The organism is Erythrobacter colymbi (assembly GCF_002155685.1).
GTDB classification, from domain to species: Bacteria; Pseudomonadota; Alphaproteobacteria; order Sphingomonadales; family Sphingomonadaceae; genus Erythrobacter; species Erythrobacter colymbi.
Genome location: NZ_MUYK01000003.1, coordinates 213,016 through 236,288 on the forward strand (window position 1 = coordinate 213,016; position 23,273 = coordinate 236,288).

Annotated in this window: 32 protein-coding genes; 17 read left to right on the plus strand and 15 right to left on the minus strand. The window is 66.7% G+C overall.

Going from position 1 to position 23,273, the window contains the following annotated elements:
* The first annotated feature begins 180 nt into the window (after positions 1-180).
* Together hspQ and BZF57_RS07740 are read left to right on the plus strand one after the other, a co-directional pair.
* Positions 181-561, plus strand: coding sequence for a heat shock protein HspQ (gene hspQ, locus BZF57_RS07735; protein ID WP_086736455.1), 381 nt, complete (start codon positions 181-183; stop codon positions 559-561).
* Positions 562-587: 26 nt separating this feature from the next.
* Positions 588-1,223, plus strand: a complete 636-nt coding sequence (locus BZF57_RS07740) for a hypothetical protein (protein ID WP_086736457.1) — start codon at positions 588-590, stop codon at positions 1,221-1,223.
* On the opposite strand, the gene BZF57_RS07745 is transcribed toward BZF57_RS07740, so the two are convergent.
* Positions 1,213-2,115 carry an ABC transporter permease gene (locus BZF57_RS07745; RefSeq protein WP_086736459.1) on the minus strand — a complete coding sequence of 301 codons (903 nt, stop codon included), beginning with the start codon at positions 2,113-2,115 and terminating at the stop codon, positions 1,213-1,215. The two genes, BZF57_RS07740 and BZF57_RS07745, sit on opposite strands and share 11 nt — an antisense overlap.
* Positions 2,116-2,199: 84 nt before the next feature.
* On the opposite strand from BZF57_RS07745, the gene BZF57_RS07750 reads away from it, so the two are divergent.
* Positions 2,200-2,901, plus strand: a complete 702-nt coding sequence (locus BZF57_RS07750; protein ID WP_086736461.1) for a GcrA family cell cycle regulator — start codon at positions 2,200-2,202, stop codon at positions 2,899-2,901.
* A 79-nt stretch (positions 2,902-2,980) separates the two neighbouring features.
* Entirely contained in the window at positions 2,981-3,937 is a 957-nt protein-coding gene (locus BZF57_RS07755) for a DUF481 domain-containing protein (protein WP_086736463.1), read from the plus strand.
* On the opposite strand, the gene BZF57_RS07760 is transcribed toward BZF57_RS07755, so the two are convergent.
* The 5 genes from BZF57_RS07760 to BZF57_RS07780 all read right to left on the minus strand — a co-directional run bounded on the left by BZF57_RS07760 (position 3,925) and on the right by BZF57_RS07780 (position 9,012).
* A complete protein-coding gene (locus BZF57_RS07760) occupies positions 3,925-4,605 on the minus strand; it encodes a spermidine synthase (RefSeq protein ID WP_086736465.1) in 681 nt (226 codons plus the stop codon). The two genes, BZF57_RS07755 and BZF57_RS07760, sit on opposite strands and share 13 nt — an antisense overlap.
* Before the next feature lie 71 nt (positions 4,606-4,676).
* Positions 4,677-6,974: a polyribonucleotide nucleotidyltransferase gene (gene pnp / locus BZF57_RS07765; protein ID WP_086736467.1), complete on the minus strand. Its 2,298-nt coding sequence runs from the start codon at positions 6,972-6,974 to the stop codon at positions 4,677-4,679.
* Between the two features lie 176 nt (positions 6,975-7,150).
* Positions 7,151-7,420: a 30S ribosomal protein S15 gene (gene rpsO, locus BZF57_RS07770; protein WP_086736469.1), complete on the minus strand. Its 270-nt coding sequence runs from the start codon at positions 7,418-7,420 to the stop codon at positions 7,151-7,153.
* Between the two features lie 12 nt (positions 7,421-7,432).
* Complete coding sequence (gene truB, locus BZF57_RS07775; protein WP_086736471.1) at positions 7,433-8,428, minus strand: tRNA pseudouridine(55) synthase TruB; 996 nt, start codon at positions 8,426-8,428, stop codon at positions 7,433-7,435.
* Between the two features lie 8 nt (positions 8,429-8,436).
* The gene (locus BZF57_RS07780) at positions 8,437-9,012 is read right to left on the minus strand and encodes a thymidine kinase (protein ID WP_086736473.1); all 576 of its coding nucleotides are present in this window, start codon (positions 9,010-9,012) and stop codon (positions 8,437-8,439) included.
* An 81-nt stretch (positions 9,013-9,093) separates the two neighbouring features.
* Here BZF57_RS07780 and BZF57_RS07785 point away from each other — a divergent pair, with 81 nt between their 5' ends.
* Positions 9,094-9,681, plus strand: a complete 588-nt coding sequence (locus tag BZF57_RS07785) for a YceI family protein (RefSeq protein ID WP_086736475.1) — start codon at positions 9,094-9,096, stop codon at positions 9,679-9,681.
* 4 nt (positions 9,682-9,685) lie between these two features.
* On the opposite strand, the gene rbfA is transcribed toward BZF57_RS07785, so the two are convergent.
* The 9 genes from rbfA to pspF all read right to left on the minus strand — a co-directional run bounded on the left by rbfA (position 9,686) and on the right by pspF (position 18,656).
* Positions 9,686-10,096 carry a 30S ribosome-binding factor RbfA gene (gene rbfA / locus BZF57_RS07790; RefSeq protein WP_086736477.1) on the minus strand — a complete coding sequence of 137 codons (411 nt, stop codon included), beginning with the start codon at positions 10,094-10,096 and terminating at the stop codon, positions 9,686-9,688.
* Complete coding sequence (locus BZF57_RS07795) at positions 10,096-10,542, minus strand: PaaI family thioesterase (protein WP_086736479.1); 447 nt, start codon at positions 10,540-10,542, stop codon at positions 10,096-10,098. Before BZF57_RS07795 ends, rbfA begins: the two co-directional genes overlap by 1 nt.
* Positions 10,543-10,677: 135 nt before the next feature.
* A complete protein-coding gene (gene infB, locus BZF57_RS07800) occupies positions 10,678-13,224 on the minus strand; it encodes a translation initiation factor IF-2 (protein WP_086736481.1) in 2,547 nt (848 codons plus the stop codon).
* Positions 13,225-13,233: 9 nt separating this feature from the next.
* A complete protein-coding gene (locus BZF57_RS07805; RefSeq protein WP_086736483.1) occupies positions 13,234-14,013 on the minus strand; it encodes a DUF448 domain-containing protein in 780 nt (259 codons plus the stop codon).
* On the minus strand, positions 13,994-15,634 hold the full coding sequence (gene nusA / locus BZF57_RS07810) for a transcription termination factor NusA (RefSeq protein ID WP_086736485.1): 1,641 nt from the start codon (positions 15,632-15,634) through the stop codon (positions 13,994-13,996). The genes BZF57_RS07805 and nusA overlap by 20 nt, the downstream gene beginning before the upstream one ends.
* Entirely contained in the window at positions 15,634-16,215 is a 582-nt protein-coding gene (rimP, locus tag BZF57_RS07815) for a ribosome maturation protein RimP (RefSeq protein WP_086736487.1), read from the minus strand. Before rimP ends, nusA begins: the two co-directional genes overlap by 1 nt.
* A gap of 168 nt (positions 16,216-16,383) precedes the next feature.
* Entirely contained in the window at positions 16,384-16,785 is a 402-nt protein-coding gene (locus tag BZF57_RS07820) for a PilZ domain-containing protein (protein ID WP_162290965.1), read from the minus strand.
* Between the two features lie 90 nt (positions 16,786-16,875).
* Complete coding sequence (locus tag BZF57_RS07825; protein WP_086736491.1) at positions 16,876-17,283, minus strand: PilZ domain-containing protein; 408 nt, start codon at positions 17,281-17,283, stop codon at positions 16,876-16,878.
* 326 nt (positions 17,284-17,609) lie between these two features.
* On the minus strand, positions 17,610-18,656 hold the full coding sequence (gene pspF / locus BZF57_RS07830) for a phage shock protein operon transcriptional activator (protein ID WP_086736494.1): 1,047 nt from the start codon (positions 18,654-18,656) through the stop codon (positions 17,610-17,612).
* A gap of 158 nt (positions 18,657-18,814) precedes the next feature.
* On the opposite strand from pspF, the gene BZF57_RS07835 reads away from it, so the two are divergent.
* The 12 genes from BZF57_RS07835 to BZF57_RS07885 are packed head-to-tail and all read left to right on the plus strand — an operon-like array spanning position 18,815 to position 23,158.
* Positions 18,815-19,000 carry a hypothetical protein gene (locus BZF57_RS07835; protein ID WP_086736495.1) on the plus strand — a complete coding sequence of 62 codons (186 nt, stop codon included), beginning with the start codon at positions 18,815-18,817 and terminating at the stop codon, positions 18,998-19,000.
* A 1-nt stretch (position 19,001) separates the two neighbouring features.
* Positions 19,002-19,973, plus strand: coding sequence for a phage shock protein PspA (pspA, locus tag BZF57_RS07840; RefSeq protein ID WP_420810179.1), 972 nt, complete (start codon positions 19,002-19,004; stop codon positions 19,971-19,973).
* 3 nt (positions 19,974-19,976) lie between these two features.
* A complete protein-coding gene (gene pspB / locus BZF57_RS07845) occupies positions 19,977-20,282 on the plus strand; it encodes an envelope stress response membrane protein PspB (protein ID WP_086736497.1) in 306 nt (101 codons plus the stop codon).
* A complete protein-coding gene (pspC, locus tag BZF57_RS07850; protein ID WP_086736499.1) occupies positions 20,279-20,656 on the plus strand; it encodes an envelope stress response membrane protein PspC in 378 nt (125 codons plus the stop codon). The genes pspB and pspC overlap by 4 nt, the downstream gene beginning before the upstream one ends.
* A gap of 32 nt (positions 20,657-20,688) precedes the next feature.
* Positions 20,689-21,000, plus strand: coding sequence for a hypothetical protein (locus BZF57_RS07855; protein WP_169712939.1), 312 nt, complete (start codon positions 20,689-20,691; stop codon positions 20,998-21,000).
* Positions 21,000-21,326: a hypothetical protein gene (locus BZF57_RS07860; protein ID WP_086736502.1), complete on the plus strand. Its 327-nt coding sequence runs from the start codon at positions 21,000-21,002 to the stop codon at positions 21,324-21,326. Before BZF57_RS07855 ends, BZF57_RS07860 begins: the two co-directional genes overlap by 1 nt.
* The gene (locus BZF57_RS07865; protein WP_086736504.1) at positions 21,326-21,685 is read left to right on the plus strand and encodes a hypothetical protein; all 360 of its coding nucleotides are present in this window, start codon (positions 21,326-21,328) and stop codon (positions 21,683-21,685) included. The genes BZF57_RS07860 and BZF57_RS07865 overlap by 1 nt, the downstream gene beginning before the upstream one ends.
* Entirely contained in the window at positions 21,685-21,975 is a 291-nt protein-coding gene (locus BZF57_RS07870) for a hypothetical protein (RefSeq protein ID WP_086736506.1), read from the plus strand. Before BZF57_RS07865 ends, BZF57_RS07870 begins: the two co-directional genes overlap by 1 nt.
* Positions 21,972-22,283: a hypothetical protein gene (locus tag BZF57_RS07875; protein ID WP_086736508.1), complete on the plus strand. Its 312-nt coding sequence runs from the start codon at positions 21,972-21,974 to the stop codon at positions 22,281-22,283. The genes BZF57_RS07870 and BZF57_RS07875 overlap by 4 nt, the downstream gene beginning before the upstream one ends.
* A complete protein-coding gene (locus BZF57_RS07880; RefSeq protein ID WP_086736511.1) occupies positions 22,280-22,531 on the plus strand; it encodes a hypothetical protein in 252 nt (83 codons plus the stop codon). The genes BZF57_RS07875 and BZF57_RS07880 overlap by 4 nt, the downstream gene beginning before the upstream one ends.
* Positions 22,528-22,704, plus strand: coding sequence for a hypothetical protein (locus BZF57_RS21310; RefSeq protein ID WP_169712940.1), 177 nt, complete (start codon positions 22,528-22,530; stop codon positions 22,702-22,704). Before BZF57_RS07880 ends, BZF57_RS21310 begins: the two co-directional genes overlap by 4 nt.
* 43 nt (positions 22,705-22,747) lie before the next feature.
* On the plus strand, positions 22,748-23,158 hold the full coding sequence (locus BZF57_RS07885; RefSeq protein ID WP_086736513.1) for a SufE family protein: 411 nt from the start codon (positions 22,748-22,750) through the stop codon (positions 23,156-23,158).
* The last annotated feature ends 115 nt before the right edge of the window (positions 23,159-23,273 follow it).

Sequence of the window (23,273 nt, forward strand, 5' to 3'; positions counted from 1 at the left end):
GCGAGGCCTGCTGCGGGTGCAAGGGCCGCTCGGTCGAGGGCGGCGGGCAGCAGGAAGCGCGCCCGTTAGCCGAAGGCTTCGCGCTTGCCAAGACCCGCAATCCTACAAAATGCGGGCATATCCCGTGGCGAAGGATGCAGAATCCTTGTTTTGCGCCGCCAAAGGTCCATATTGCCCTGTATGGAACGTGCTGAGTTCTTCTCGAGCCAGGCCGGACGCACGATTATCGCGCCCCGGCAAACCCGCGCCCGCTTCGGTATCGGCGATGTGGTCCGCCACCGCCTGTTCGCCTTCCGCGGGGTGGTGTTCGATATCGACCCGGTCTTCGCCAACTCGGAAGAATGGTACCAGTCGATCCCCGAGGATATCCGTCCCCGGCGCGACCAGCCCTTCTACCACCTCCTCGCCGAGAACGACGACAGCTCCTATGTCGCCTATGTGAGCCAGGGCAACCTCCTCGCCGATCCCGAGGGCGGGCCGGTCGATCACCCGACGGTGCGCCAGCTGTTCGACAGCTTCAAGGACGGTCGCTACCGGATGCGGGCCTCGCTTACGCATTGACAACCTTGTGCGGGTACAAGGCCCGCATGACCAGCCCCGCGCTCCCCTCGCCCGACAATGCCCATGCGGACCGCCTGCGCGCCGCGCTCGAGCGCGAGCTCGGGGCTGACGAGCAGGTGCTGTGGCATGGCTGGCAGCTCGGGCGGATCGATCCGCGCAGCTTCCTCGCCTATATCTTCGCCGTACCGTGGACGGCCTTCTCGCTCGCTTGGACCGGCATCGGCGCTGCTGCGGTGGCGAGCGGCAGCGCGAGCGGCGAGAACCCGCTCGGGTTGGTCGCGTGGGTCTTCCCGCTGTTCGGCACGCCCTTCATCGCCATCGGCGCGTGGATGCTCTCGCGCCCCTTCGTGCCCCTGTGGGAGCGCGGCAAGGTGCTCTATGTCGTCACCGACAGGCGGGTGCTGAAGCTTGCCACCGGACGCGCGCTCGAGGTCAATGCGGTACCCGCCGACCGCCTCGGCCCGGCCGAGCGGCGCGAGCAGCCGGACGGGACGGGCACCCTCAGCCTCGCCATCAGGATCGGGCGCGACAGCGACGGCGACCGCGAGACCGAGAGCTTCGTCATCGGCCTCGTCGCCGATGTGATGGGCGCGCAGCAGGCGGTCAACCGCATCGCCGCCGCTCCCCCTCCCGCCGCGCCGGTCGCCGTGATCAGCTCTTGAGCTTCCACCCGCTGCGCAGCACCGCGTAAACCCCGGCCGCCAGCACCGCGTTCAGCACCAGCAGGCCGAGCCCCGCGGCCACCACATGGTCCGCGCCGCCGATGTCGCTCGCGCCGAGGAAGCCATAGCGGAAGCCCGAGATGACGTAGAAGAACGGGTTCAACCGGCTGATCGTCTGGAACACGCCGTGGAGGTTCTCGATCACGTAGAAGGTGCCCGACAGCAGCGAGAGGGGGGCGATGATGAAGTTGGTGATCGCCGCGTTGTGATCGAACTTCTCGGCCCAGATCGAGGTCGCAAGGCCCGCGGTCGCCAGCAGCAGGGCTCCCATCAGCCCGAACCATGCCACCGCCCAGGGATGCGCCGCGCCGAGCGAGACGCCCGGCCACAGCGCCATCGCCAGCGCCACGGTGCAGCCCACCAGGATCGCGCGCGTCACGGCAGCGGCGAGGATTCCCGCCATCAACTCGCCGCTCGACAGGGGCGGCATCAGGAGGTCGATGATCGTCCCCTGCATCTTGCCCGACAGCAGAGAAAAGCTGGAATTGGCGAAGGCGTTCTGCATCATCGCCATCACGATCAGCCCCGGCGCGACGAAGCTGGCGAAGGGCACGCCCAGCACCTCGCGCCCTTCACGGCCCAATGCGACGGTGAAAATCACCAGAAACAGCAGCGTCGTGAAGGCCGGAGCCCAGATCGTTTGCGTCTGCACCTTGAGAAACCGGCGCACCTCCTTCATATAGAGGGCCAGAAGCCCAACGCGATTGACCCCGATAATGACGGGCTGCCCGCGCGGGGTGAACCGGAAGCTCCCGCCGGTCTTGTCATCAGCCGTCAATTCAGTCACGGGAGCGGCGTTGCCAGGCGGGTTTGCAGGAGCGTTGTCGGCCATGGCGAGGTGCCTAGGCCGGGCCAGCGTCCCTGACAAGCACCCCACCACCCGGACACGCGCCGGACACAGGAACAGGTAGAACATATGAGCTGGACGGACGAGCGCATCGCAACGCTCAGGAAGATGTGGGAAGGCGGCGCGACTGCCAGCGAAATCGCCACCGAGCTGGGCGGGGTCAGCCGCAATGCGGTGATCGGCAAGGCGCACCGTCTCGGCCTCAAGGCCCGCCCCTCGCCGGTCAAGGCCAACGAGAAGAAGAAGACCGCAGCGCCGGTCGCCAAGAAGCCGGCGGCCCCCGCTGCGCCTCCCGCGCCGCGCGCCGCCGAGCCGGTGGAGCGTGCAGCTCCCGTCGAAGCGGCCGAGCGGCCTGCTCCGCGCAGCCCTGCCCCTGCGCCGCGTGCCGAGCCTGCGGGCGAAAGCGCCGCCCCGGCTGCGCCCGCCGAAAACCTGCCCAAGATCGTCTCGGTCGGCCCCGGCGGCTTCCTGCGTCAGGGTCCGGGCGACCAGCAGGCCCCGATCCCGCCCGCCCCGCCGCGCCGTCTGGTGCCCGCCAAGCCGAGCCCCGAGATCGCCGGCAAGACCAGCCTGCTCGACCTTTCGGACAAGGTCTGCCGCTGGCCGATGGGTCACCCGGGCGAGCCCGACTTCCACTTCTGCGGCGAGCAGGTGAACCCCGGCTTCCCCTATTGCGTCGAGCATTGCGGCCGCGCCTATCAGGCGCAGCTGCCGCGCGGCGTTCGCCGTCCGCCTCCGCCGCTGCCTTTCGGCGGTCCCCGCGTCCGCTGATCGCGCGCACCGGCATGCGGGGGCTTGCCCCCGCCCTGCCCTCGCCCCTATGAGGGAGAGGCCTGAAGGGAGCGCTAACATGGACGCCGGAACGGGTTTGCGCATCGCCGTATGTTTCGCGCTGCTCGCCGCCGCGCCGCCCGCGCTGGCCGAGCTGCCTGCCCCTGTCCGCGCGATGATCGACGCCGCAATTGCCACGGGCGATGAGGGCAAGGTGCGCACCGTGGCGGATATCGCCCGCACCACCAACCCCGCCGATACGGCCGAGATCGATGCCATCGTCGGCAAGTTCCAGACCGATCTCGCCGCGCGCAAGGCCTCCGAGGCCGAGGCCAAGCAGGCCGCCCTGCGCAAGGCCGACATCTTCGATAACTGGAGCGGCAGGGGCGAGCTCGGCGGGTTCCGGGGAACCGGCAATTCCGCAAACACGGGCCTTGTCGCCGGCCTCACACTCGACCGGCAGGGGATCGACTGGCGCCACAAGCTGACGGGCCGGATCGATTACCAACGCGCCAACGGCGTCACCACGCGCGAGCAGTTCCTGGGCCGCTACGAGCCCAACGTGAATGTCTCCGACCGCTTCTACGCCTATGCGCTGGCGCAGTATGAGCGCGACCGGTTCCAGGGATTCTCGGGCCGCTATGCGGTCTCGGGCGGGATGGGCTATCAGGCGCTCAAGAGCGACGACGTGCAGCTCGCGATCAAGGCGGGGCCGGCCTACCGCGTCACGCAATTCGTCGACGGGCGCGAGGAAAGCCGGATCGCCGGCCTCGTCGCGCTCGATTTCGACTGGAAGATCACCGACAGCCTCAAGCTGACGCAGGACACCAATGCGGTGGCGGAAACCGGCAGCTCGGCGGTGGCGATCATCGATTCGCGCAACACCTCGATCGACCTCGTCACCGGGCTCGACGCGACGATCTACCGCAGCCTCAAGGCGCGTCTGTCCTATTCGGTCGAATATGACAGCAACCCGCCCCCGGGCGCGGTGCAGACCGACACCCTGAGCCGGATCACGCTCGTCTACGACTTCTGAGCGAACCAGATGATGTGATGCGCGCCCTTGTTGTTGGGGCGTGATCGCACATTCCACTCGGTCACATTGAGCCCCGTGTCGTAGAGCCGCTTGCGGAAGGCAGGGTCCGGCCCCGCCGACCACACGGCAAGGATGCCGCCCGGCTTCAGCGCATCGCGCGCCTTGGCAAGGCCGGTGCGCGAATAGATGCGGTTGTTGGCATCGCGCACGATCCCGTCGGGGCCGTTGTCGACGTCGAGCAGGATCGCGTCGAACTTGGCGCAGGTGCCATCGTTCGCATCGTCGATCAGCGCGGCGACATCGCAGATCTTGAGGTCGAGCCGGGGGTCGGACAGGCCCTCGCCCGTCAGCGCGGCCATCGGCCCCTTGGCCCAGTCGATGATAGCCTCGGAAATCTCCGCGACCACGATCTGCGCTTTCGGGCCCAGCTTGGCGGCGGCCGCGCGGTAGGTGAAGCCCATGCCGTAGCCGCCGATCAGAATGCGGGCATGGTCCTTGCCCAGCCGGTCGAGCGTGAGATCGGCCAGTTGCTCTTCCGAGAACCGCATCCGCGTGCTCATCAACTCGTTGCGGCCCATCACGATCATGAAATGACCGGAATGGGTGTAGAGTTCGAGAGTGACGCCGTCCTCGATCTGGGTCGTGTCGATCAGTTCGCGCTGGAGCATCTGGCAAATCCCAAAAACAAGGCCGCCCGGATCGCTCCGGGCGGCCGATGTTCATACCTCTTGCGAGGTGCTTAGTCCTTCAGGAAGTCGGGCAGACCCGCCGGACCGCTGTCGCGCTCCCGGCCGCCGCGATCGCCGCGGTCACCGCCGCGTCCGCCACGGTCACCACCGCGACCCCGGTCGCCGCCGCCACGCGGGCCACGACGGTCGCCGCGATCACCACGGTCGCCGCGCGGTTCACGCGGTTCGCGGGGCGGACGGGTGTCTTCCAGCTCTTCGCCGGTTTCCTGGTCGACCACGCGCATCGACAGGCGGACCTTGCCGCGCTGGTCGATCTCGAGGACCTTGACCTTCACTTCCATGCCTTCCGAGACGACATCGGTCGGCTTCTCGACGCGCTCGTTGCGCATTTCCGAGACGTGGACGAGACCGTCCTTGCCGCCCATGAAGTTCACGAAAGCGCCGAAATCGACGATGTTGACGACCTTGCCGTTGTAGATCTTGCCGACTTCGGCTTCCTCGACGATCCCGAGGATCCACTTCTTCGCCGCTTCGATCTCGTCGAGGTTCGAGGACGAGATCTTGATCACGCCTTCATCGTCGATGTCGACCTTGGCGCCGGTTTCGGCGACGATCTCGCGGATCACCTTGCCCCCCGTGCCGATGACGTCACGGATCTTCGACTTGTCGATCTGGATCGTCTCGATGCGCGGCGCGTGCTTGCTGACTTCGGTGCGGGCACCGGTCAGCGCCTTGGCCATTTCGCCCAGGATGTGCTGACGCCCGGCCTTCGCCTGCTCCAGCGCCTTGGCCATGATCTCCTGCGTGATGCCGGCGACCTTGATGTCCATCTGCATCGTGGTGATGCCTTCGGCGGTCCCGGCAACCTTGAAGTCCATGTCGCCGAGGTGGTCTTCATCGCCCAGAATGTCCGAGAGGACGGCGAATTCGTCACCTTCGAGGATCAGACCCATGGCGATGCCCGACACGGGAGCCTTCACCGGCACGCCCGCGTCCATCATCGACAGACAGCCGCCGCACACGGTCGCCATCGAGGACGAGCCGTTGGACTCGGTGATGTCCGACAGAACGCGGATGGTGTAGGGGAAGTCTTCCTTGCTCGGCAGCACGGGGTTCAGCGCGCGCCAGGCGAGCTTGCCGTGACCGACTTCGCGGCGACCCGGCGCGCCGAAGCGGCCCACTTCACCGACCGAATAGGGCGGGAAGTTGTAGTGCAGCATGAAGCTGGAATAGGACAGGCCTTCCAGACCGTCGATCATCTGCTCGCTGTCCTTGGTGCCCAAGGTGGTGGTGCAGATCGCCTGGGTCTCGCCGCGGGTGAACAGCGACGAGCCGTGGGTACGCGGCAGGAAGCCGACGATGGCTTCGATCGGACGCACCTGATCGAGCTTGCGGCCGTCGATGCGGCTGCCTTCCTTGAGGATGGCGGTGCGCACGATGTCGGCTTCGACCTTCTTCATGGTCTTGATCGCGACCATCTGGGTCTGCGGGGTTTCGTCCGCAAACGCCGCCTTGGCCTTGGCCCACGCCTCGTTCAGCGCGTTCGAGCGCGCCGACTTGTCGGTGAGCTTGTAGGCCGCAGCGATATCGGCACCGACCAGCTCCTTGAGCTTCGCCTTGATGTCGGCGGTGTTGTCGGAAAGGTCGACCTCCCAGGGATCCTTGGCGGCCTTCTCGGCCAGATCGACGATCGCGCCGATCACCTTGCGGATCTCGTCATGCGCGAACATGACGGCGCCGAGCATTTCTTCCTCGGTCAGTTCCTTGGCTTCGGATTCGACCATCATCACGGCCTTGTCGGTCGCGGCGACCACGAGGTCGAGACGGCCTTCGGCAAGCGCCTTGTCCTGCTTCGGATTGAGCGTGTATTCGCCGTCGACATAGCCGACGCGCGCGGCACCGATCGGGCCCATGAAGGGCACGCCCGAGATGGTCAGCGCAGCCGAAGCCGCGATCATCGCGACGATGTCGGCTTCGGTCTCGCCGTCGAACGACAGGACCTGCGCGATCACGTTGATCTCGTTGTAGAAGCCTTCGGGGAACAGCGGACGGATCGGACGGTCGATCAGGCGGCTGGTGAGCGTTTCCTTCTCGGTCGCGCCGCGTTCACGCTTGAAGAAGCCGCCGGGGATGCGCCCGGCAGCCGAGAACTTTTCCTGATAGTGGACGGTGAGCGGGAAGAAGTCCTGCCCTTCCTTGACGCTCTTGGCGGCGGTCACCGCGCACAGCACCACGGTTTCGCCATAGGTGGCCAGAACGGCGCCATCGGCCTGACGGGCAATGCGCCCGGTTTCCAGAGTGAGGGTCTTTCCGCCCCACTCCAGCGATACGGTTTTCGTGTCGAACATTGGTTTTCCTTCTGACCCGCGCGGCCACATTGCCGGGCGGGGCCTCATGTGCCGGGGAAAGAACCGTCCCGGTCCGGTTGGGGGCGCTCTTTCGGCCCCAAGGCATGGCGGACCGGATGTCCGCTGGCCCCAAATGCGAGAAAGGCGGCCCATCGAGCCGCCTTCCTGCGAAACTCTTACTTACGCAGACCCAGCTTCTGGATCAGGGCGTTGTAGCGCTCGACGTCCTTCTTCTTGAGGTAGGCGAGCAGCGTGCGACGCTTGTTGACCATCATGAGAAGGCCGCGGCGCGAATGGTTGTCCTTGTGGTGATCCTTGAAGTGCTCGGTGAGGTTGCGGATGCGCTCGGTGAGGATCGCGACCTGGACTTCCGGGCTGCCGGTGTCCTTGGGATCACGGGCGTTCGCGGCAATGACTTCCTGCTTCTTTTCGGCGGTCACCGACATATTTTTTCTCTCTTACTCAGCGACATCGGGAAGGTTGAAACCCCTGACGACCGTGGCCGTCCCATCCGTGATTTCCATCAGCGCGACCGGGACAGAGCCCAGTTTCGCAAGGTAGAGCCCGGATGATTGGGGCATGCCAGACAGCACCCGGCCCTGTCGGACCGCCTGCGCGCTTGTCTGGTCGAGGCTTAGGGCCGGGATGTCGTCCAGCCCTGCCTCCAGCGGCAGGAGGAGGTGTTCAAGGCCTGCGCCCTTAGCGGCTTGCTCCAGTTTGTCCAGCGAAATCGCCTGTTCCTCGCGGAAGGGCCCCGCCTTGATGCGGCGGAGATAGGTGACGTGGCCGCAGGTGCCAAGGGCATGGGCGAGGTCCCGTGCGAGGGAACGAATGTAGGTGCCTTTGGTGACGTGGGCTTCCAGCGTCACTTCACTCAACAGGTCGTCACCCTGAACTTGTTTCAGGGTCCATTCCACCTCCCGCGCAGTGGGTGCCCGCGGAGAAATGGATGCTGAAACAAGTTCAGCATGACGGATAATGAGGGAGTGAATGACCACGCTGCGCGACTTCAGCGCCACCGCCTGCCCGCTGCGCGCCAGATCATAGGCCCGCTGGCCATCGACCTTGAGCGCCGAGTAAGCGGGCGGCACCTGTTCGATCGGGCCGGTAAAGCGCGGCAGCACCGCCTCGACCTCGGCCAGTGTCGGACGCACGTCGCTGGCCGCAATCACCGGCCCCTCGGTATCGAGCGTGTCGGTCTCCTCGCCGAACGCGAGCGTGAAGGCGTAGATCTTGTCGCTGTCGAGCATCCGCCCGGCCAGCTTGGTCGCCTCGCCAAGCGCGATCGGCAGCACGCCCTCGGCCAGCGGATCGAGCGTGCCACCGTGGCCGACCTTGGTCTTGGCATAGCCGCTCTGCCGCAGCACGCGCTTGACGGCGCTCACGCCTTGGGTGCTGCCCATCCCGCGCGGCTTGTCGAGGATCAGCCAGCCGGAAAGCGGCACCCCGCTCATTCGCGCGCTCATCCGTTCAGGGCCTGCGAGAAATGCTTGCGCCAGAGCGCCACATAGCGGTCATTGCCGCCGATCTCGGTCTGCTGGCCCTGCTTCACGGCAGCACCGCTGTCATCGACCCGCAGGTTCATGGTCGCCTTGCGTCCGCAGTGGCACACCGCCTTGAGCTCGACGAGCGCGTCCGCAATGCCGAGCAGCACCGCCGAGCCGGGGAACAGCGCGCCCTGAAAGTCCGTACGCAATCCATAGCAAAGCACCGGAATGCCCGCCTCGTCCGCCAGTCGCGCCAGCTGCCACACCTGCGCCGGCTCGAGAAACTGCGCCTCGTCCACCAGCACGCAATCGAGCGGCTGCACCTTGTGTGCGGCGCTGATCACCGCCCACAGGTCGGTTTCGGGGGTGAACTTGTGCGCATCGCTCTCCAGCCCGATGCGGCTCCTCACCATCCCCGCCGAGCGGCTGTCGAGCGCCGCGGTCCACAGCATAGTAGCCATCCCGCGTTCGCGATAATTGAAATCGGCTTGCAGCAGATGCGAGGATTTGCCAGCGTTCATACTGGCGTAGTAGAAGTAGAGCTTGGCCATCGGGGCTGCCTAACTGTTTGCCGCGCTGCGGGCGAGCGCGGATGTGAACCTTTTGCCCCGCTGATGCGTATAGGAGAGGTGATGATGACGCTGCGCACCCTGCTCCGGGCCCTGATGCTCCCGCTGCTCGCCGCCGCCGTGACGCTGGCCCACGCCGCGAGCGTGCCGCAGCGCTACACGCTCGATGCCTCGGCGAGCAATGTCTCGGCCAAGGTTCCCTTCTTCGGACTGTCCAGCAAGACCGCGAAGTTCCCGCGGATGGAGGGCGCGGTCACGATAGTCCCCGGCGCCCCCGAAAAGGCGGTGATCGACGTGACCTTCGATGCGACCGCGATCCAGGCGCCCGACAGCGTCACCCTCGCCCGGCTGCGGGGAGAGAAGTTCTTCTGGGTCGACAAATATCCCACGATCCACTTCGTCGGCCGCTCGCTGAAACTTGCGAGCGCCACGAAAGGTGTCGTCGCCGGCGAACTGACCGCACGCGGCGTCACCCGACCCGCGAGCCTTGCGGTGACCTTCGATGCCGATCCGGTGGCGCAGGCGGGCAAGCCCGTGAGCTTCACCGGCACCACCACCATCGACCGGCGCGAATTCGGGATGAAGGCCTACCAGCTGATTGTCGGCAACCAGGTCGACATCACGCTGCGCGCGCGGATGGTGCCGCGCTAGGGCGTCAGTCCTCGTCCTCGCCCTCGTCGTCGAGATCGCGCAGTACCTTGGGGTCGCGCAGGAGGGCCTCGATCCGGTCGGCCTCGGCAAAGCTCTCGTCCTTGCGGAAGCGCAGCTTGGGCGCGAACTTGAGGCCGAGGCGCTGGGCGACCTCGCGCTGGAGGAAGGCGGTGTTCTGGCGCAGGGCGTGGACAATGTCGTCGTCGTCTGCCCCAAGCAAAGGCTTCACATAGGCGGTCGCATGGCGCAGGTCGGGTGTCATCCGTACCTCGGTGACCGAGATGTGCGAGGCGCTCACCACATCGTCATGCACCTCGCCGCGCGCGAGCAGTTCCGACAGGATATGCCGCACCCGCTCGCCCACCTTGAGGACGCGGACCGATTGCTGTTCGGCGGTGAAGGGAGCCTTGGCCATCAGCGTTCGAGCCCCGTGACTTCGGGTGTCGGGCGCGGCGTGGGGATCGCTGTGGAGGTCGAGCGGGCATAGATCGTCCCGTCCTCGCCCCGCAATTCGCCCTCGAGAAACACCACGCGCTGTCCGGCCTTCACGACGCGGCCGGTGCCGATGATGGTCGCACCCTCGGGGATCAGGCGGATGAGGCTCATGGATATGTCGAGGTTGAGCGGCGCCATGACGCCGCCGGTGGCCGCGACATAGGCATAGCCCATCACGTCATCGAGATAGCCCGCAACCAGCCCGCCCTGCACGCCCCCGCGCCAGGTGCAGACCTCGCGCTTCACGGTGAAGCGCATGGTCGCGGTCTGGGTCGTCTCGTCGAAGCTGACGAACTCCGAGCCGAGCAGCGCCGTGTGCGGCGACTGCCCGGCATCCTGAGGGTAGTGGGGATCTGTCAGGCTCATCGAACTCCCTTCCCCCTCCCGCTGGCGGGAGGGGCGCGAGACTTGCCAGCATGCTGGCTAGTCGCAGCGGGGTGGGCATGCGAGCGGTCGCACTTGCCCACCCCCAACCCCTCCCGCAAGCGGGAGGGGAGATTATCACAGCGTCCGCTCACGCTCCTCGACCGAGAAGACTTCGAGGTTGTCGCCCGGCTTGATGTCGTTCGTATCCTCGAGCACCACGCCGCACTCCAGACCGGTGCGGACTTCGTCCACGTCGTCCTTGAAGCGCCGCAGCGAGGCGATCTTGGTGGCCGAGACGATGACGTCCTGACGGGTGAGACGCGCGAACAGCCCCTTGCGGATCGCGCCTTCCAGCACGAGCAGACCGGCTGCCTTGTCCTTCTTGCCCGCCGGGAAGACCTGCTTGACCTCGGCACGGCCGACGACGGTTTCGATCCGCTCCGGCCCGAGCTCGCCCGCCATCTCCTTGGCGATGGCATCGGTGAGGTGATAGATGACGTCGTAATACATCATCCGCACGTTATCGCGCTTCAGCAGCTCGCGCGCCTTGGCGTTGGGACGCACGTTGAAGCCGATGATCGGGGCCTTCGAGGCCCCCGCCAGCAGCACGTCGCTCTCGGTGATCGCACCCACGCCTGCGTTGAGCACGCGCACCTTGATCTCGTCGTTCGAGAGGTTGTGGAGCGCGTTGACGATCGCTTCGACCGAGCCCTGCACGTCGGCCTTCACCACCACCGGGAATTCGATGACGTTGGAGGCGAGGTTGTTGAACATCGTGTCGAAGTTGGTGGGCGCAAGCGCCGTGCGCTTCTCGGTCGCGAGTTCCTGACGGTACTTGGCGACTTCGCGGGCGCGCTGTTCGTTCTCGACCACGGTGAGGTTGTCACCGGCCGAGGGAACACCGCCGAGGCCGAGCACTTCGACCGGCATCGAGGGGCCGGCTTCCTTCAGCTGCTGGCCCTTGTCGTCGACGATCGCGCGGACCTTGCCGCTTTGCGTGCCGACCACGAAGGTGTCGCCACGCTTCAGCGTCCCGCGGGTGACGAGCACGGTCGCAACCGGCCCGCGGCCCTTGTCGAGCTGGGCTTCGATCACGGTCGCCTCGGCATCGCGGTCGGGGCGGGCCTTCAGCTCGAGCAGTTCGGCCTGGAGGTTGATCGCCTCGATCAGCTTGTCGAGGCCCGCGCCGGTCTTGGCCGAAACCTCGACATCCTGCACCTCGCCCGACATCGCCTCGACGACGATCTCGTGCTCGAGCAGGCGCTCGCGGATCTTCTGCGGGTTGAACTCGGGCTTGTCCGACTTGGTGATCGCCACGATCATCGGCACGCCGGCCGCCTTGGTGTGGTTGATCGCCTCGATCGTCTGCGGCATCAGCCCGTCATCGCCCGCGACCACCAGAATGACGATGTCGGTGACGTTCGCCCCGCGCATGCGCATTTCGGTGAAGGCCGCGTGGCCCGGCGTGTCGAGGAAGGTGATCTTCGACTTGTCCTTGGTGGTGATCTGGTAGGCGCCGATGTGCTGGGTGATGCCGCCGGCCTCGCCCTTCACAACGTCGGTACCGCGCAGGGCATCGAGCAGGCTGGTCTTGCCGTGGTCGACGTGGCCCATGATCGTCACCACCGGCGGACGCGGCTTCTGCGTCTCGATGGGATCTTCATCGGCACTGGTGTCGATGTCCACATCGCTTGCGGAGACGCGGGTGATGTTGTGGCCGAACTCCTCGACCAGCAGCTCGGCGGTGTCCTGGTCGATGGTCTGGTTGACCGTGACCATCATGCCCATATTGAACAGCGCCTTCACGAGGTCGGCGCCCTTCTCGGCCATGCGGTTGGCGAGCTCGCTGACGGTGATCGCCTCGGGGACGACCACATCGCGGACCTGCTTCTCGCGCGGCTTGCTGGGGCCGCCCTGACCGCGGCGTTCCTTCTCACGGGCACGCTTGAGCGCGGCGAGGCTGCGCGCACGGCGGCCTTCGTCCTCGTTCAATGCGCGGGTGACGGTGAGCTTGCCCGAGCGGCGGTTGTCCTTGCCCTCGTCGGCGGGCGCGGCGCGCTTGCCGTCGTCCTTCTTCTTGCCCTTGACCTCGGGTGCCGGACGCTTGACCTCGGGCCGTTCGACGGGCGTGAAGCGGCGTGCGGCCGGAACCGCGGTGTCGTTGCGGGCGGCAGGCGCGGCTTCTTCCGGCGCGTCGGCGGCTTCAGCCGCAGGCTCGGCAACCGGCGCGGCGGTGGCCGCTTCGGCGCGCTGCTTCTCGGCTTCTTCCTCGGCGCGGCGGTTTTCCTCGGCGCGGCGACGCTCTTCTTCCTCGCGCTCGCGGGCCTCGGCCTCCTCACGCTTGCGCGCTTCCTCGGCGAGACGCAGGCGCTCTTCCTCGGCTTCGAGCTGGAGGCGCTTCACGCGCTCCTGCGGGGTCTCGCCGGCCGGGGCCGGACGCGCGGGGCGCGGCGGGGGAGCAGGCGGCGGCGGAGGGGGCGGCGGCGGGGCAGCCACGACCGGTTCGGGCGCAGCCGCCGGAGCGGCCTCGCCAGGCTTGCCGAGCACGCGGCGGCGCTTCACCTCGACCACCACCTTGTTGGTGCGGCCGTGGCTGAAGGTCTGCTTGACCTCGCCCGCATCCACCGAGCGCTTGAGGCCCAGGGGTTTACGGACGCGCTGGTTGTCGTTGTCGTCGCTCATTATCGCTCGTCAGTCCTTCACGTATTCATCAATATGCGCCGCCCCGCCTTCCGGCAGATCGGCGTCGCCGGAAGCATCCCGGCCTGTCTCGTTCGTCTCGCTCGCCCGATTGTCCCCGGCATATTGCACCAGCCGGGTCACCGCCTGGAGCACGCGGTCGCCTGCGCGCATATCGCCGGGATGGCCGGCAACTCCCAGGTGGACCACGTTGTCGCGGCCCAATGCCACAGACAGCGCATGGCGGTCTAGGGGCAAGACCGTGCCGCGCTGGCCCGATCCTTCGGCATCATTGCCCACGCGCCAGGCCTGATCGAGCTTGCGGCGCCCGTCCGCGCTGGAGTCGCTGGCGTGCAGCAGCACGGCGATCCGCCCGCTGCGGGCCTGTTCCTCGATCCGGGCCGAGCCCATCACGATGTTGCCTGAGCGCAGTTCGAGCCCCAGCCGGTCGGCCAGATGCCGCGCCAGCGCCGCCTCGATCCGCGCCGGCAGATCATCGGGAATGGTGAGAGGCGCACCCTTGAAGGCGCGCATCAGGGCTTTCTTCAGATGGCCCTCGGCCAGCGCTTCTTCAAGCTCCGCGCGGGTCACGCCGATCCACGCACCACGCCCGGGGGCCTTGGCCGCGGCGTCAGGCAGCACCAGCCCGTCAGGCGATATCGCCAGACGCACCAGCCCTTCCCGCGCCGAGGTGTCCCCGGAGAGGATGCAGCGCCGCTCGCTCCCCGCTTTACCGGGGAGCGACGGCTCGACGATGTCGGACGTCAGGCGCTCATTGGGTGGAGTCCGCATCGGCGGCCTCCTCGGTCGGCCCGGAGACATCTTCGTCTTCGAACCAGTGCGCGCGCGCGGCCATGATGATCTCGTTGCCCTGCTCTTCCGAGAGGCCATACTCGCCCAGCACGCCGCCCTTGTCGGTTTCGCGCTGCGGACGACGCTGCGGCGGGCCGTCGGTGTTGTTCCGGCGGCGCGGCGCTTCGCGCTTCTTGGCGATCAGCTCGTCGGTGGCGAGATCGGCGAGATCGTCGAGAGTCTTGATCCCGGCCTTGCCGAGCGTGACCAGCATCGCTTCGGTGAGGTGCGGGATTTCGGCGAGCGCATCTTCGACGCCCAGACCACGGCGCACTTCGCGATGCGCGGCTTCCTGACGTTCGAGCGCTTCGAGGGCACGGCTCTGGAGTTCCTCGGCCAGTTCCTCGTCGAAGCCTTCGATGCTCGCGAGTTCGGCGAGGTCGACGTAAGCCACTTCCTCCAGCTCGGCGAAGCCTTCGGCGACCAGCAGCTGCGAGAGGGTTTCGTCGACGTCCAGTTCTTCCTCGAACATCTTCGAACGCTCGGCGAATTCCTTGGAGCGCTTCTCGGAAGCTTCTTCCTCGGTCATGATGTCGATCTGGTGGCCGGTGAGCTGGCTCGCCAGACGCACGTTCTGGCCGCGGCGGCCGATCGCGAGGCTGAGCTGATCGTCGGGCACCACCACTTCGATGCGGCCATCATCCTCGTCGAGCACGACGCGGCTGACCGTGGCCGGCTGGAGCGCGTTGACGACGAAGGTCGCGGTGTCTTCCGACCAGGGGATGATGTCGATCTTCTCGCCCTGGAGTTCCTGCACGACGGCCTGCACGCGGCTGCCCTTCATGCCGACGCAGGCGCCGACCGGGTCGATCGAGCTGTCGCGGCTGATCACGCCGATCTTGGCCCGGCTGCCCGGGTCGCGGGCGGCGGCCTTGATCTCGATGATGTTGTCGTAGATTTCGGGCACTTCCTGCGCGAACAGCTTCTTCATGAAGTCGGGGTGCGCGCGGCTGAGGAAGATCTGCGGCCCGCGGTTGTTGCGCTCGACCTTGGTGATCAGCGCGCGGACACGCTCGCCCACGCGGGCGGCTTCGCGGGGGATCTGCTGGTCGCGGCGAATCACGCCCTCGGCGCGGCCGAGGTTGACGATCACGTGGCCGAATTCGACCGACTTGATCACGCCGGTGATGACTTCGCCCTGACGGTCCTTGAATTCCTCGTACTGGCGCTCGCGCTCGGCATCGCGGACCTTCTGGAAGATCACCTGCTTGGCCGACTGCGCGTCGATGCGGCCGAGATCGACCGGGGGCAGCGGATCGACGATGAAGTCACCGACCTTGGCGCCCGGCTGGAGCTTTTCGCCCTGCTTGAGATCGACCTGCTTGAAGTAGTCCTCGACCTCCTCGACCACCTCGACCACGCGCCACAGCGTCAGATCGCCGGTCAGCGGATCGAGCTTCGCGCGAATGTCGTTCTCCGCGCCGTAGCGGTTGCGCGCGGATTTCTGGATCGCCTCTTCCATCGCCTCGATGACGATCGACTTGTCGATCATCTTTTCCGAGGCGACCGCGTTGGCGATCGCGAGGAGTTCGGCCTTGTTGGCGGAAATGGCGCTGGCCATCAGTCGTCTGCCTTTTCTTCTAGGTCGGAAGTTTCAGGGTCTTCGATAAGTTCGTCCACACCGCTGGTATCGAGCGGGCGGGTGGCGGCGATCAGCGCGTCGGTGAGGACGAGCCTTGCCGTGTGAATTTCGGCGAGCGGCAGGCGCACATCGCCGGCCTTCACCTCCTTGACGAGGACCATACCATCCTCGAGCCCGCCGAGCACGCCCTTGTTGACGCGCTGGCCGGCATAGCCCTTGTCCATGACGATCCGCACCTCGTGGCCCGCCCAGTTGGCGAAATCCTTTTCGCGGGTCAGGGGCCGGTCGATGCCGGGCGAGCTGACTTCGAGGTGATAGGCGCCCTCGATCAGTTCCTCGCCCGCTTCCTCGGCCGCGTCGATCGCGTCGGAGATGCGGCGCGAGAGCGCGGCGCACTGGTCGATCACCAGCTGGCCCGTCGCCGGGTCCTCGGCCATGATCTGGAGCGCCATGCCGCCATCACCCGCCTCGGACGGCAGATAGGCGACGCGCACCAGCTCGAAGCCGAGCGCGGTCGCCTCGGGTTCGATCAGCTGGGTAAGGCGCGCGATATCGGCCATCAGGTCTTTCGTTTGCGGAGTCGCAGTGGCTGTCGGCATGGCGGAAACGCGGTTTCGGGCCGGCCCCCGGAGGCGCCAGCATCCAAACCTTGTCTCGACAATGCCGGGATTGCCGGTGCCTCTAGTCGGCTTTGTCCGATTTGGCAAGCGCGTTCGCGCCGCAACCCCTCAGGGTTCGCCCGCCACCCAGCGGCGCACCTGGTCACGCAGCGCCTGATGCTCGCGCAGTTCGAAGTCCTCCGCAAACTTGCGGATATCCAGCACCAGCGACTTGGCGATCGGCTCGTCGAAAGCCATCGCGTTGACCCCGCCGTCGGGGCCCTTCTCCATGCGCACGATGGTGCCGAACACCTCTAGCCGCCCGAGTTCGATGAAGCCCGACTGGTTGCGCGCCAGCGGTCCGGGCAGCGCGAGCCTTGCGCCCGTGCGCGAGATATCGAGCAGCACGCAGGGCTGCGTCGAATAGATCGAAACGAACCGCGCCGGGATCGCAAGCCGCAGGCGCGCCGAGCCGCGCCGGCCGACAGCAGTCGGTTCTTCGGGGCCGGGAGTCGGGACAGGCAGGGCCACCATAACCGCGCGGTCATGGCGCGGGGCACGTAAAGATCGGGATGGGCCGAGGCTAGGGAATTCTGCGTGGGCGCTGGGCGGCGCGGCGGATCAGATCGCGCGGTCGTCGTCCGTATCGCCGGTCACCCACTTGCGCGCGGTCTCGATCAGCGCGCGCTTTTCGCGCTCCTCGAAATTCTCGTGATAGCGACGGATCTCGAGGACGATCTGGTCGGTGAGCGGCTCGTCGAATTCAAGCGCATTGAGGCCGAATTCGGTGCGGGTGACGATCGCGAAGTGGTTGATCACGCCGCAGCGCAGGATCGCGCCCTCGCCCTCGCGCATGGCATCGAGAATGGCGACCTGCGCGCCGGTGCGGGAAAGGTTGAGGAGAATGCAGGTGTGCACCTTCTCGACCGCCACAAGCTGGGCCGGCAAGCTCAGCCGCAGCCGCGGCGCCGAACGGCGCCCCACGGGCACAATCGGCCCGTTTTCCTTCTCCGGCGTCGGGTCCCCCATGACCTGTTCACCCCGCAGACAATCCCGCGCAAGACCGGCGACCGGGGTCTCGCCCGGCCCGTCATGGGCGGATGTACGTGCGACCGGCGCCAGTCTACCCGATGCGGGCGCCGCTGGCAAAGGGTGACGCGGACCGGGCGAAAGGTCAGGCCGCATGGGCCACCCCGCTGTCAGCATTGTTCGTCATGCAAATCTTCCCGCCCGCGGCGCGACGCGGGTCGTGCGGATTCGGGAAGAAATCGTGGCAAAGCAACTGCATGGTGTCCCGGTTTTGTAAGCCCCGAGACAGCAATAATCGAAAAGACTTTCAAATCCGTTAGAAGGCGTCAGTCCTGCCCTTCCATCAGCGCATGCTTGCGGATGCAGTGACGCAGCTGGTCATAGGTCAGGCCGAGCGCCCTTGCGGTCTGGCGCTGGTTCCAGCGGTGCTTGCCGAGCGCATGGGCAAGGATCGCGCGCTCGTGCGCGTCGACGGCGGCGCGCAGGTCTTCCACTGCATCGAAGCTCGTGGCTGCGGGCATTGTCGGGGCTCCCCCCGTGGTGACGGCAGACGCTCCGGCCGCAGTGCTGCTGCGCCGGTGTTCCGGCGGGCGCGGGCGCCAGGGGCTGTCGAAGGGATCGAACTGGACGTGCGCGATCGGCATGTCGGGCACGTCCCAGCGATAGACCGCGCGCTCGATCACATTGCGCAGTTCGCGCACATTGCCCGGCCAGGGATGATCCTCGAGCGCATCCATCACGTGCGGCGCGAAGCCCGGCCAGCGGTCCCATTCGAGCTCGGCGGCCATGCGGCGACCGAAATACTCGGCGAGCACGCCGATATCGCCCTCGCGCACCCTGAGGGGCGGGAGCGTGATGACCTCGAAGCTCAGTCGGTCGAGCAGGTCGGCACGGAATTCGCCCGCCGCCGCCAGCGCAGGCAGATCGTCGTTGGTCGCCGCCACGATGCGCACATCGACCCGGATCGGACGCGAGGCGCCGATGCGGGTCACCTCGCCATATTCGACCGCGCGCAGCAGGCGTTCCTGCGCGCCCATGCTGAGCGTGCCCAGCTCGTCGAGGAACAGCGTACCGTGGTCAGCCTCCTCGAACCGTCCGGCGCGGGCCTTGGTCGCTCCGGTGAAGGCGCCGGCCTCGTGCCCGAACAGCTCGGCCTCGATCAGGGTTTCAGGGAGCGCTGCGCAGTTCATCGTCACCAGCGGTTCGTCCCAGCGGCTCGACAGGCGGTGAAGGCGTTCGGCGATCAGTTCTTTACCCGTCCCGCGCTCGCCGATCACAAGTACGGGGCGGTTCATGGCCGCGGCGCGGGAGGCGCGTTCGACCGCGTCGAGGAAGGCCCCGGATTGGCCGATGAACTGGCTCTCGAGCTTCATGTCCAAACTATAGTGAAAATCCCCAATGCTTGGCAATAGAGACCAACAGCATTTGACACTCCCGAGCGAAAAATGGCGCATTTCCGCCATTCCTGCGGTTTGGCACGCCCCGTGCAAAATACCGGGCAACGCCACGAAGACCACACGGGAGGCCCACAATGATCGACCGCAATGCCAGCCAGGCCAGCTTCTGGAGCTCCAAGCTCGGACACGCTGCAATCGCCAGCATCGCCGCCATGGTGATGATGATCGCGCTGTCCTCGCAGCTTCAGCCCGGTGCCGCCAACGCCGCCCCGCTCGCACACCCCGCCAGCGAAGCCGGCGCCGTGATCGAGATCGCCTGAGGTGGGCGATCCCTTTGACCCCCTCGGGCCGGAGCGCCCCTCGCAGGCTGTCCCCCCTGCCGATGCCGATCGCGCCGCGACGCCCACCCGCGATGCGCTGTTCGGCGATGCTCCGGCCCAACCTTCCCGCCTGCTTTCGGCAGGCCGGCTGTCCCGGCTCGACGAGGAAATCGAAGCCTTGCGCCGCAACCCCGGCCCGTCGCAATCTCGCCGGGCAGTCACCCCCTCGGGCGAGGAGCGAGTCGCTCCGCTCGACCGGGTCAATTCGTTTCTCGATGGAGTAGCCTTCATGGGCATTTTCAGCCGTACCCGCGACATTATTGCCGCCAATTTCAACGACATGCTCGACAAGGCGGATGACCCCTCGAAGATGATCCGCATGATCATCCTCGAGATGGAGGAAACCCTGGTCGAAGTCCGCGCCAGCGCCGCGCGCACCATCGCCGACCAGAAGGAAATGCACCGCCACTGCGTGAAGCTCGACCGGCTCCAGGCCGACTGGGGCGAAAAGGCACAGCTCGCTCTGAGCAAAGATCGCGAAGATCTCGCCCGCGCCGCCCTCGTTGAAAAGAAGAAGGCCAGCGACATGGCCGACCAGCTCAAGAGCGAGATCGCCGTGCTCGACGACGCCCTGCGCGCCTACGAGGAAGACATCGCCAAGCTGCAGCACCGCCTGCGCGAGGCCCGCAGCCGCCAGACCGCGATCGCCGCGCGCCTCGAAAGCGCCGAGAACCGCGTCAAGCTGCGCACCCTCATGAGCACCGAGCGCACCGATGAGGCGCTGGCGCGCTTCGACCAGCTCGAACGCCGCGTCGACTATGCCGAGGGCCGCGCCGATGCGCTGCGCATCGCCGAGGACGGCCCGCCGTCGCTCGCCGATGAAATCGCAGCGCTCGCCGGTTCGGACGCGATCGACGACGAACTCGCCGCCATGAAGAAGGCGCTCGGCAAAACCGACAGCAAGGGGGAATAAGCCATGGAAATCGAAGGTGTCATGGCCATCGTAGCACTGTTCATCGGCCTGCCCTGGCTGGTGCTGCACTACATGACCAAGTGGAAGACCGCCCCCACCATCACCGCCGATGACGAGGTGCTGCTCGACGAGCTCTACAACCTCGCCAAGCGACTGGACGAGCGGATGGACACGGTCGAGCGGCTGGTTGCCAGCGACGACCCGGGCTTTGCCCCCGCCCGCCGCCTGATCGCCGATCAGGAAAAGGACAACCAGCAGCTGCGCGAACTCGAAGCGCTGATTGCCGAGAAGAAAGGAACCCGCTCGTGAACAGCCCCCGCACCACGCTCTACCGCGACAAGCACAATGGCAAGCTCATGGGGGTTTGCGCCGGGATCGCCGATTACACCGGGGTCGACGTGTTCTGGATCCGGCTGATCGCCATCGGATCGCTGTTCGTCACCAGCGGCTCGTCGATCTTCGCCTACTTCATCGCCGGCTTCCTCCTGAACAAGAAGCCGCCCTACCTCTACCGCGACGAGAGCGAGAAGAAGTACTGGCAGGGCGTCCGCCAGAGCCCGCGCCGCACCGCGCGCGAGATCAAGGCGAGCTTCCGCGACATCGACCGCCGCCTGGCCGCTGTCGAAGCCCATTACGTCAGCAGCAACCCGCGCCTGACCGCCGAGATCGAGCGGCTGCGCTAACCCGATACCCGTAAGAACAGGGGACTGAAATCATGGAAGGCATGATTGCACTGATGATCCCGATCATCGCTCTGATGATCCCGGTGATCGCGCTCTGGACCAAGCACCAGCAGAAGATGGCCGAACTGCAGGTCGGCGCCACCGCCGAGAAGACCGCCGAGAAGGCCGCGCAATACGCGAGCCAGATCGCGCGGCTCGAAGACCGGGTGCAGGTGCTCGAGCGCATCGTCACCGATCGCGGCTACGACATCGCCACCCAGATCGAAGCGCTGCGCGACCAGCGCCGGGTGGACGACCTGGGCGCCGGCATCCCGCTCGGCCTCGAGAACAAGGAGCGCGTGTGATGTTTCATGATGGACCCGGCTTCATCGGCACGATCGTGCTGATCTGCACCCTCGGCTGGCTCGCCAACAACTGGATCCGCGCCAAGCACGGCTACCCGCTCGAGGACGAGTGGGGCGGCAAGACCGCCAAGCCCGACAATGGCGAGACCCTGCGTCTCAAGGCCGAGAACAAGGCGCTCCACGAGAAGGTCGATGCCATGCAGGACCGCCTCGTGGTGCTCGAGAAGATCGTCACCGACCGCGGCTACTCGCTCGCGGCCGAGATCGAAGCCCTGCGCGACGACGGCGGCGTGCCGCTCGGCCTGACGAAGAAGGAGCGCGTGTGATGGAGAACATCGACGTCCTGCTGCCCTACCTCGGCTACATCATCACCGGTGCCTTTGCACTCGGCGCACTGGGGATCCTGGCCTCGTTCCAGACCACCCGGATGAAGATCAAGAACGGCTATCCGCTCGAGGGGATGTGGGGCCAGTCGCTCAAGCCCGGCTCCGACAAGGAGACTGCGCACCGCGTCACCCTGCTGACCCAGGAAAACGCCGAACTGCGCGCCGAGCTCGGCAGCATCAAGGACCGCCTCGCCAATGTCGAGCGGATCGTGACTGACGGCGGCTACCACCTCGGTGCCGAGATCGACGCCCTGCGCGACCGCGCGCTGGAAGGGCTCAAGGACAAGGGGAAGGCCTGATGCCTGAATCGGCCATCATCGCGACGACGATCATCGCCCTCGCCCTGATCATCGGCATGAGCCTCAACGGGATTGTCGACAAGGTCATGAGCGGCCGGCGGCAGCGCCACGCCCTTCCCGACGAAGGCGCCGCAGGTCCGGTCGTACGCGAGATCGCCGAGCGCCAGCAGCAGATCGAGGATCGCCTGCGGGTGCTCGAACGGATCGCCACCGACCGTGGCAACCTTCTCGCCGACGAGATCGAGGCACTGCGCCGCGAGACAAAGGTTATCGAGGTGACTGCATCATGAGCAGCTGGGCGATCGTGGCGATCATGGCGATGCTGATCTGGGGCGTCGTCTCGATGACCCGGGCCAAGGCCGGGATCGTCCGCGACAAGTACGGCAACCAGAGCCTCGCCCCGCGCGACGACGGCGCCGCCCAGGCCGCGCTCGATGCCGCACGCCGCGAGATCGACGAGCTGCGCGAGCGCATCCATGTGCTCGAGCGGATCGCCACCGATGCCAACTCCGGCGACGCGCGCGAACAGGCGCGGATCGCCGCCGAAATCGAAGCCCTGCGGACCATTCCCGCACAGAAGAAGGAACCGAGCGAATGATGGCGCCCCTTCTCGATCCCACGCTGGTGCTGACCGGCGGCGGCCTTATCGGCCTTGTCGTGATCGCCGCAGCCCTGCTGCGCGCCTGGCACGGCTGGCTCGACCTCAAGCGCCAGGAGCTTGACCGCGCCCTGCCCCGAACCCCGGGCGAGGAAGGCTCCGGCATGGGCACCGCGCGGATCGAACTGGCTGATCTCAAAGAGAGAATCCGCAAGCTCGAAGCCATCGCCAGCGGGGTGGAGCTGTGAGCAGCGCGAAGGGCACCGCCGCGCAGGCCGGCATCAGCCTCGGGACCGCGATCGCCGTCGCGATCAGCTGGAGCGTCAACAAGTCGATCGTCTGGGCGATCATCCACGGCTTCTTCAGCTGGTTCTACGTGATCTACTACGCCCTCACCCGCCCGGGTGGCCTCGCCGGCTGAGACCCCCTTTGCGTTGGAGCCCCGCCCCGTTTAAGGGCGGCCCATGCGCACCCTTTCCGACATTCTCGAGGAGTACGAATTCCTCGAAGGCGACGAGCGCTACGGCCTGCTGATCGAGCTTGGCCGCAGCCTCGAGCCGATGCCCGATGCCCTCAAGACCGACGCCACGCTGGTGCGCGGATGCTCGGCCTCTGTATGGGTCTACCCCGCCGGCTCGGAGGCCGAGCGGCTCCATTTCCTAGCCGACAGCAATGCCGCGATCACCAAGGGGATCGTCGCCCTCGTCATCGCCGCGGTGCAGGACCGGCCCGCCGCCGAGGTGGCAGCGATGGACGTGATGGGCGCGCTCGCCCCCTTCGATCTCAGGAACCAGCTTTCCAGCAACCGCACCCAGGGCGTGCCCAACATGATCGCGCTGGTGAAGGAACATGCCGCGAGGATCGCCGCCGGGTAAGCCCCGCCGGGCAATGTTTCACGTGAAACGGCTCTGCTGAACTGCCTCTGGACCGCGCCGAAACGGGGCTGGACCGCGCTGGCGGGGGTCTGGAGGGGGTCTGAGAGGGGTCTGG

What these genes read in the sequence shown, in the direction of transcription:
- pnp (WP_086736467.1), bottom strand. Translation starts at nt 6,974, where the DNA reads ATGTTCGACACGAAAACCGTATCGCTGGAGTGGGGCGGAAAGACCCTC.
- infB (WP_086736481.1), bottom strand. Translation starts at nt 13,224, where the DNA reads ATGAGCGACGACAACGACAACCAGCGCGTCCGTAAACCCCTGGGCCTC.
- BZF57_RS07855 (WP_169712939.1), top strand. Translation starts at nt 20,689, where the DNA reads ATGGAAGGCATGATTGCACTGATGATCCCGATCATCGCTCTGATGATC.
- pspF (WP_086736494.1), bottom strand. Translation starts at nt 18,656, where the DNA reads ATGAAGCTCGAGAGCCAGTTCATCGGCCAATCCGGGGCCTTCCTCGAC.
- BZF57_RS07860 (WP_086736502.1), top strand. Translation starts at nt 21,000, where the DNA reads ATGTTTCATGATGGACCCGGCTTCATCGGCACGATCGTGCTGATCTGC.
- BZF57_RS07760 (WP_086736465.1), bottom strand. Translation starts at nt 4,605, where the DNA reads ATGCTCCAGCGCGAACTGATCGACACGACCCAGATCGAGGACGGCGTC.
- BZF57_RS07795 (WP_086736479.1), bottom strand. Translation starts at nt 10,542, where the DNA reads ATGAGCCTGACAGATCCCCACTACCCTCAGGATGCCGGGCAGTCGCCG.
- BZF57_RS07870 (WP_086736506.1), top strand. Translation starts at nt 21,685, where the DNA reads ATGCCTGAATCGGCCATCATCGCGACGACGATCATCGCCCTCGCCCTG.
- BZF57_RS07875 (WP_086736508.1), top strand. Translation starts at nt 21,972, where the DNA reads ATGAGCAGCTGGGCGATCGTGGCGATCATGGCGATGCTGATCTGGGGC.
- BZF57_RS07880 (WP_086736511.1), top strand. Translation starts at nt 22,280, where the DNA reads ATGATGGCGCCCCTTCTCGATCCCACGCTGGTGCTGACCGGCGGCGGC.
- BZF57_RS07865 (WP_086736504.1), top strand. Translation starts at nt 21,326, where the DNA reads ATGGAGAACATCGACGTCCTGCTGCCCTACCTCGGCTACATCATCACC.
- BZF57_RS07750 (WP_086736461.1), top strand. Translation starts at nt 2,200, where the DNA reads ATGAGCTGGACGGACGAGCGCATCGCAACGCTCAGGAAGATGTGGGAA.
- rpsO (WP_086736469.1), bottom strand. Translation starts at nt 7,420, where the DNA reads ATGTCGGTGACCGCCGAAAAGAAGCAGGAAGTCATTGCCGCGAACGCC.
- BZF57_RS07755 (WP_086736463.1), top strand. Translation starts at nt 2,981, where the DNA reads ATGGACGCCGGAACGGGTTTGCGCATCGCCGTATGTTTCGCGCTGCTC.
- rimP (WP_086736487.1), bottom strand. Translation starts at nt 16,215, where the DNA reads ATGGCCGATATCGCGCGCCTTACCCAGCTGATCGAACCCGAGGCGACC.
- BZF57_RS07785 (WP_086736475.1), top strand. Translation starts at nt 9,094, where the DNA reads ATGATGACGCTGCGCACCCTGCTCCGGGCCCTGATGCTCCCGCTGCTC.
- hspQ (WP_086736455.1), top strand. Translation starts at nt 181, where the DNA reads ATGGAACGTGCTGAGTTCTTCTCGAGCCAGGCCGGACGCACGATTATC.
- nusA (WP_086736485.1), bottom strand. Translation starts at nt 15,634, where the DNA reads ATGGCCAGCGCCATTTCCGCCAACAAGGCCGAACTCCTCGCGATCGCC.
- BZF57_RS07835 (WP_086736495.1), top strand. Translation starts at nt 18,815, where the DNA reads ATGATCGACCGCAATGCCAGCCAGGCCAGCTTCTGGAGCTCCAAGCTC.
- pspB (WP_086736497.1), top strand. Translation starts at nt 19,977, where the DNA reads ATGGAAATCGAAGGTGTCATGGCCATCGTAGCACTGTTCATCGGCCTG.
- BZF57_RS07780 (WP_086736473.1), bottom strand. Translation starts at nt 9,012, where the DNA reads ATGGCCAAGCTCTACTTCTACTACGCCAGTATGAACGCTGGCAAATCC.
- BZF57_RS07805 (WP_086736483.1), bottom strand. Translation starts at nt 14,013, where the DNA reads ATGCGGACTCCACCCAATGAGCGCCTGACGTCCGACATCGTCGAGCCG.
- BZF57_RS07825 (WP_086736491.1), bottom strand. Translation starts at nt 17,283, where the DNA reads ATGGGGGACCCGACGCCGGAGAAGGAAAACGGGCCGATTGTGCCCGTG.
- BZF57_RS07740 (WP_086736457.1), top strand. Translation starts at nt 588, where the DNA reads ATGACCAGCCCCGCGCTCCCCTCGCCCGACAATGCCCATGCGGACCGC.
- rbfA (WP_086736477.1), bottom strand. Translation starts at nt 10,096, where the DNA reads ATGGCCAAGGCTCCCTTCACCGCCGAACAGCAATCGGTCCGCGTCCTC.
- BZF57_RS07885 (WP_086736513.1), top strand. Translation starts at nt 22,748, where the DNA reads ATGCGCACCCTTTCCGACATTCTCGAGGAGTACGAATTCCTCGAAGGC.
- truB (WP_086736471.1), bottom strand. Translation starts at nt 8,428, where the DNA reads ATGAGCGGGGTGCCGCTTTCCGGCTGGCTGATCCTCGACAAGCCGCGC.
- BZF57_RS07745 (WP_086736459.1), bottom strand. Translation starts at nt 2,115, where the DNA reads ATGGCCGACAACGCTCCTGCAAACCCGCCTGGCAACGCCGCTCCCGTG.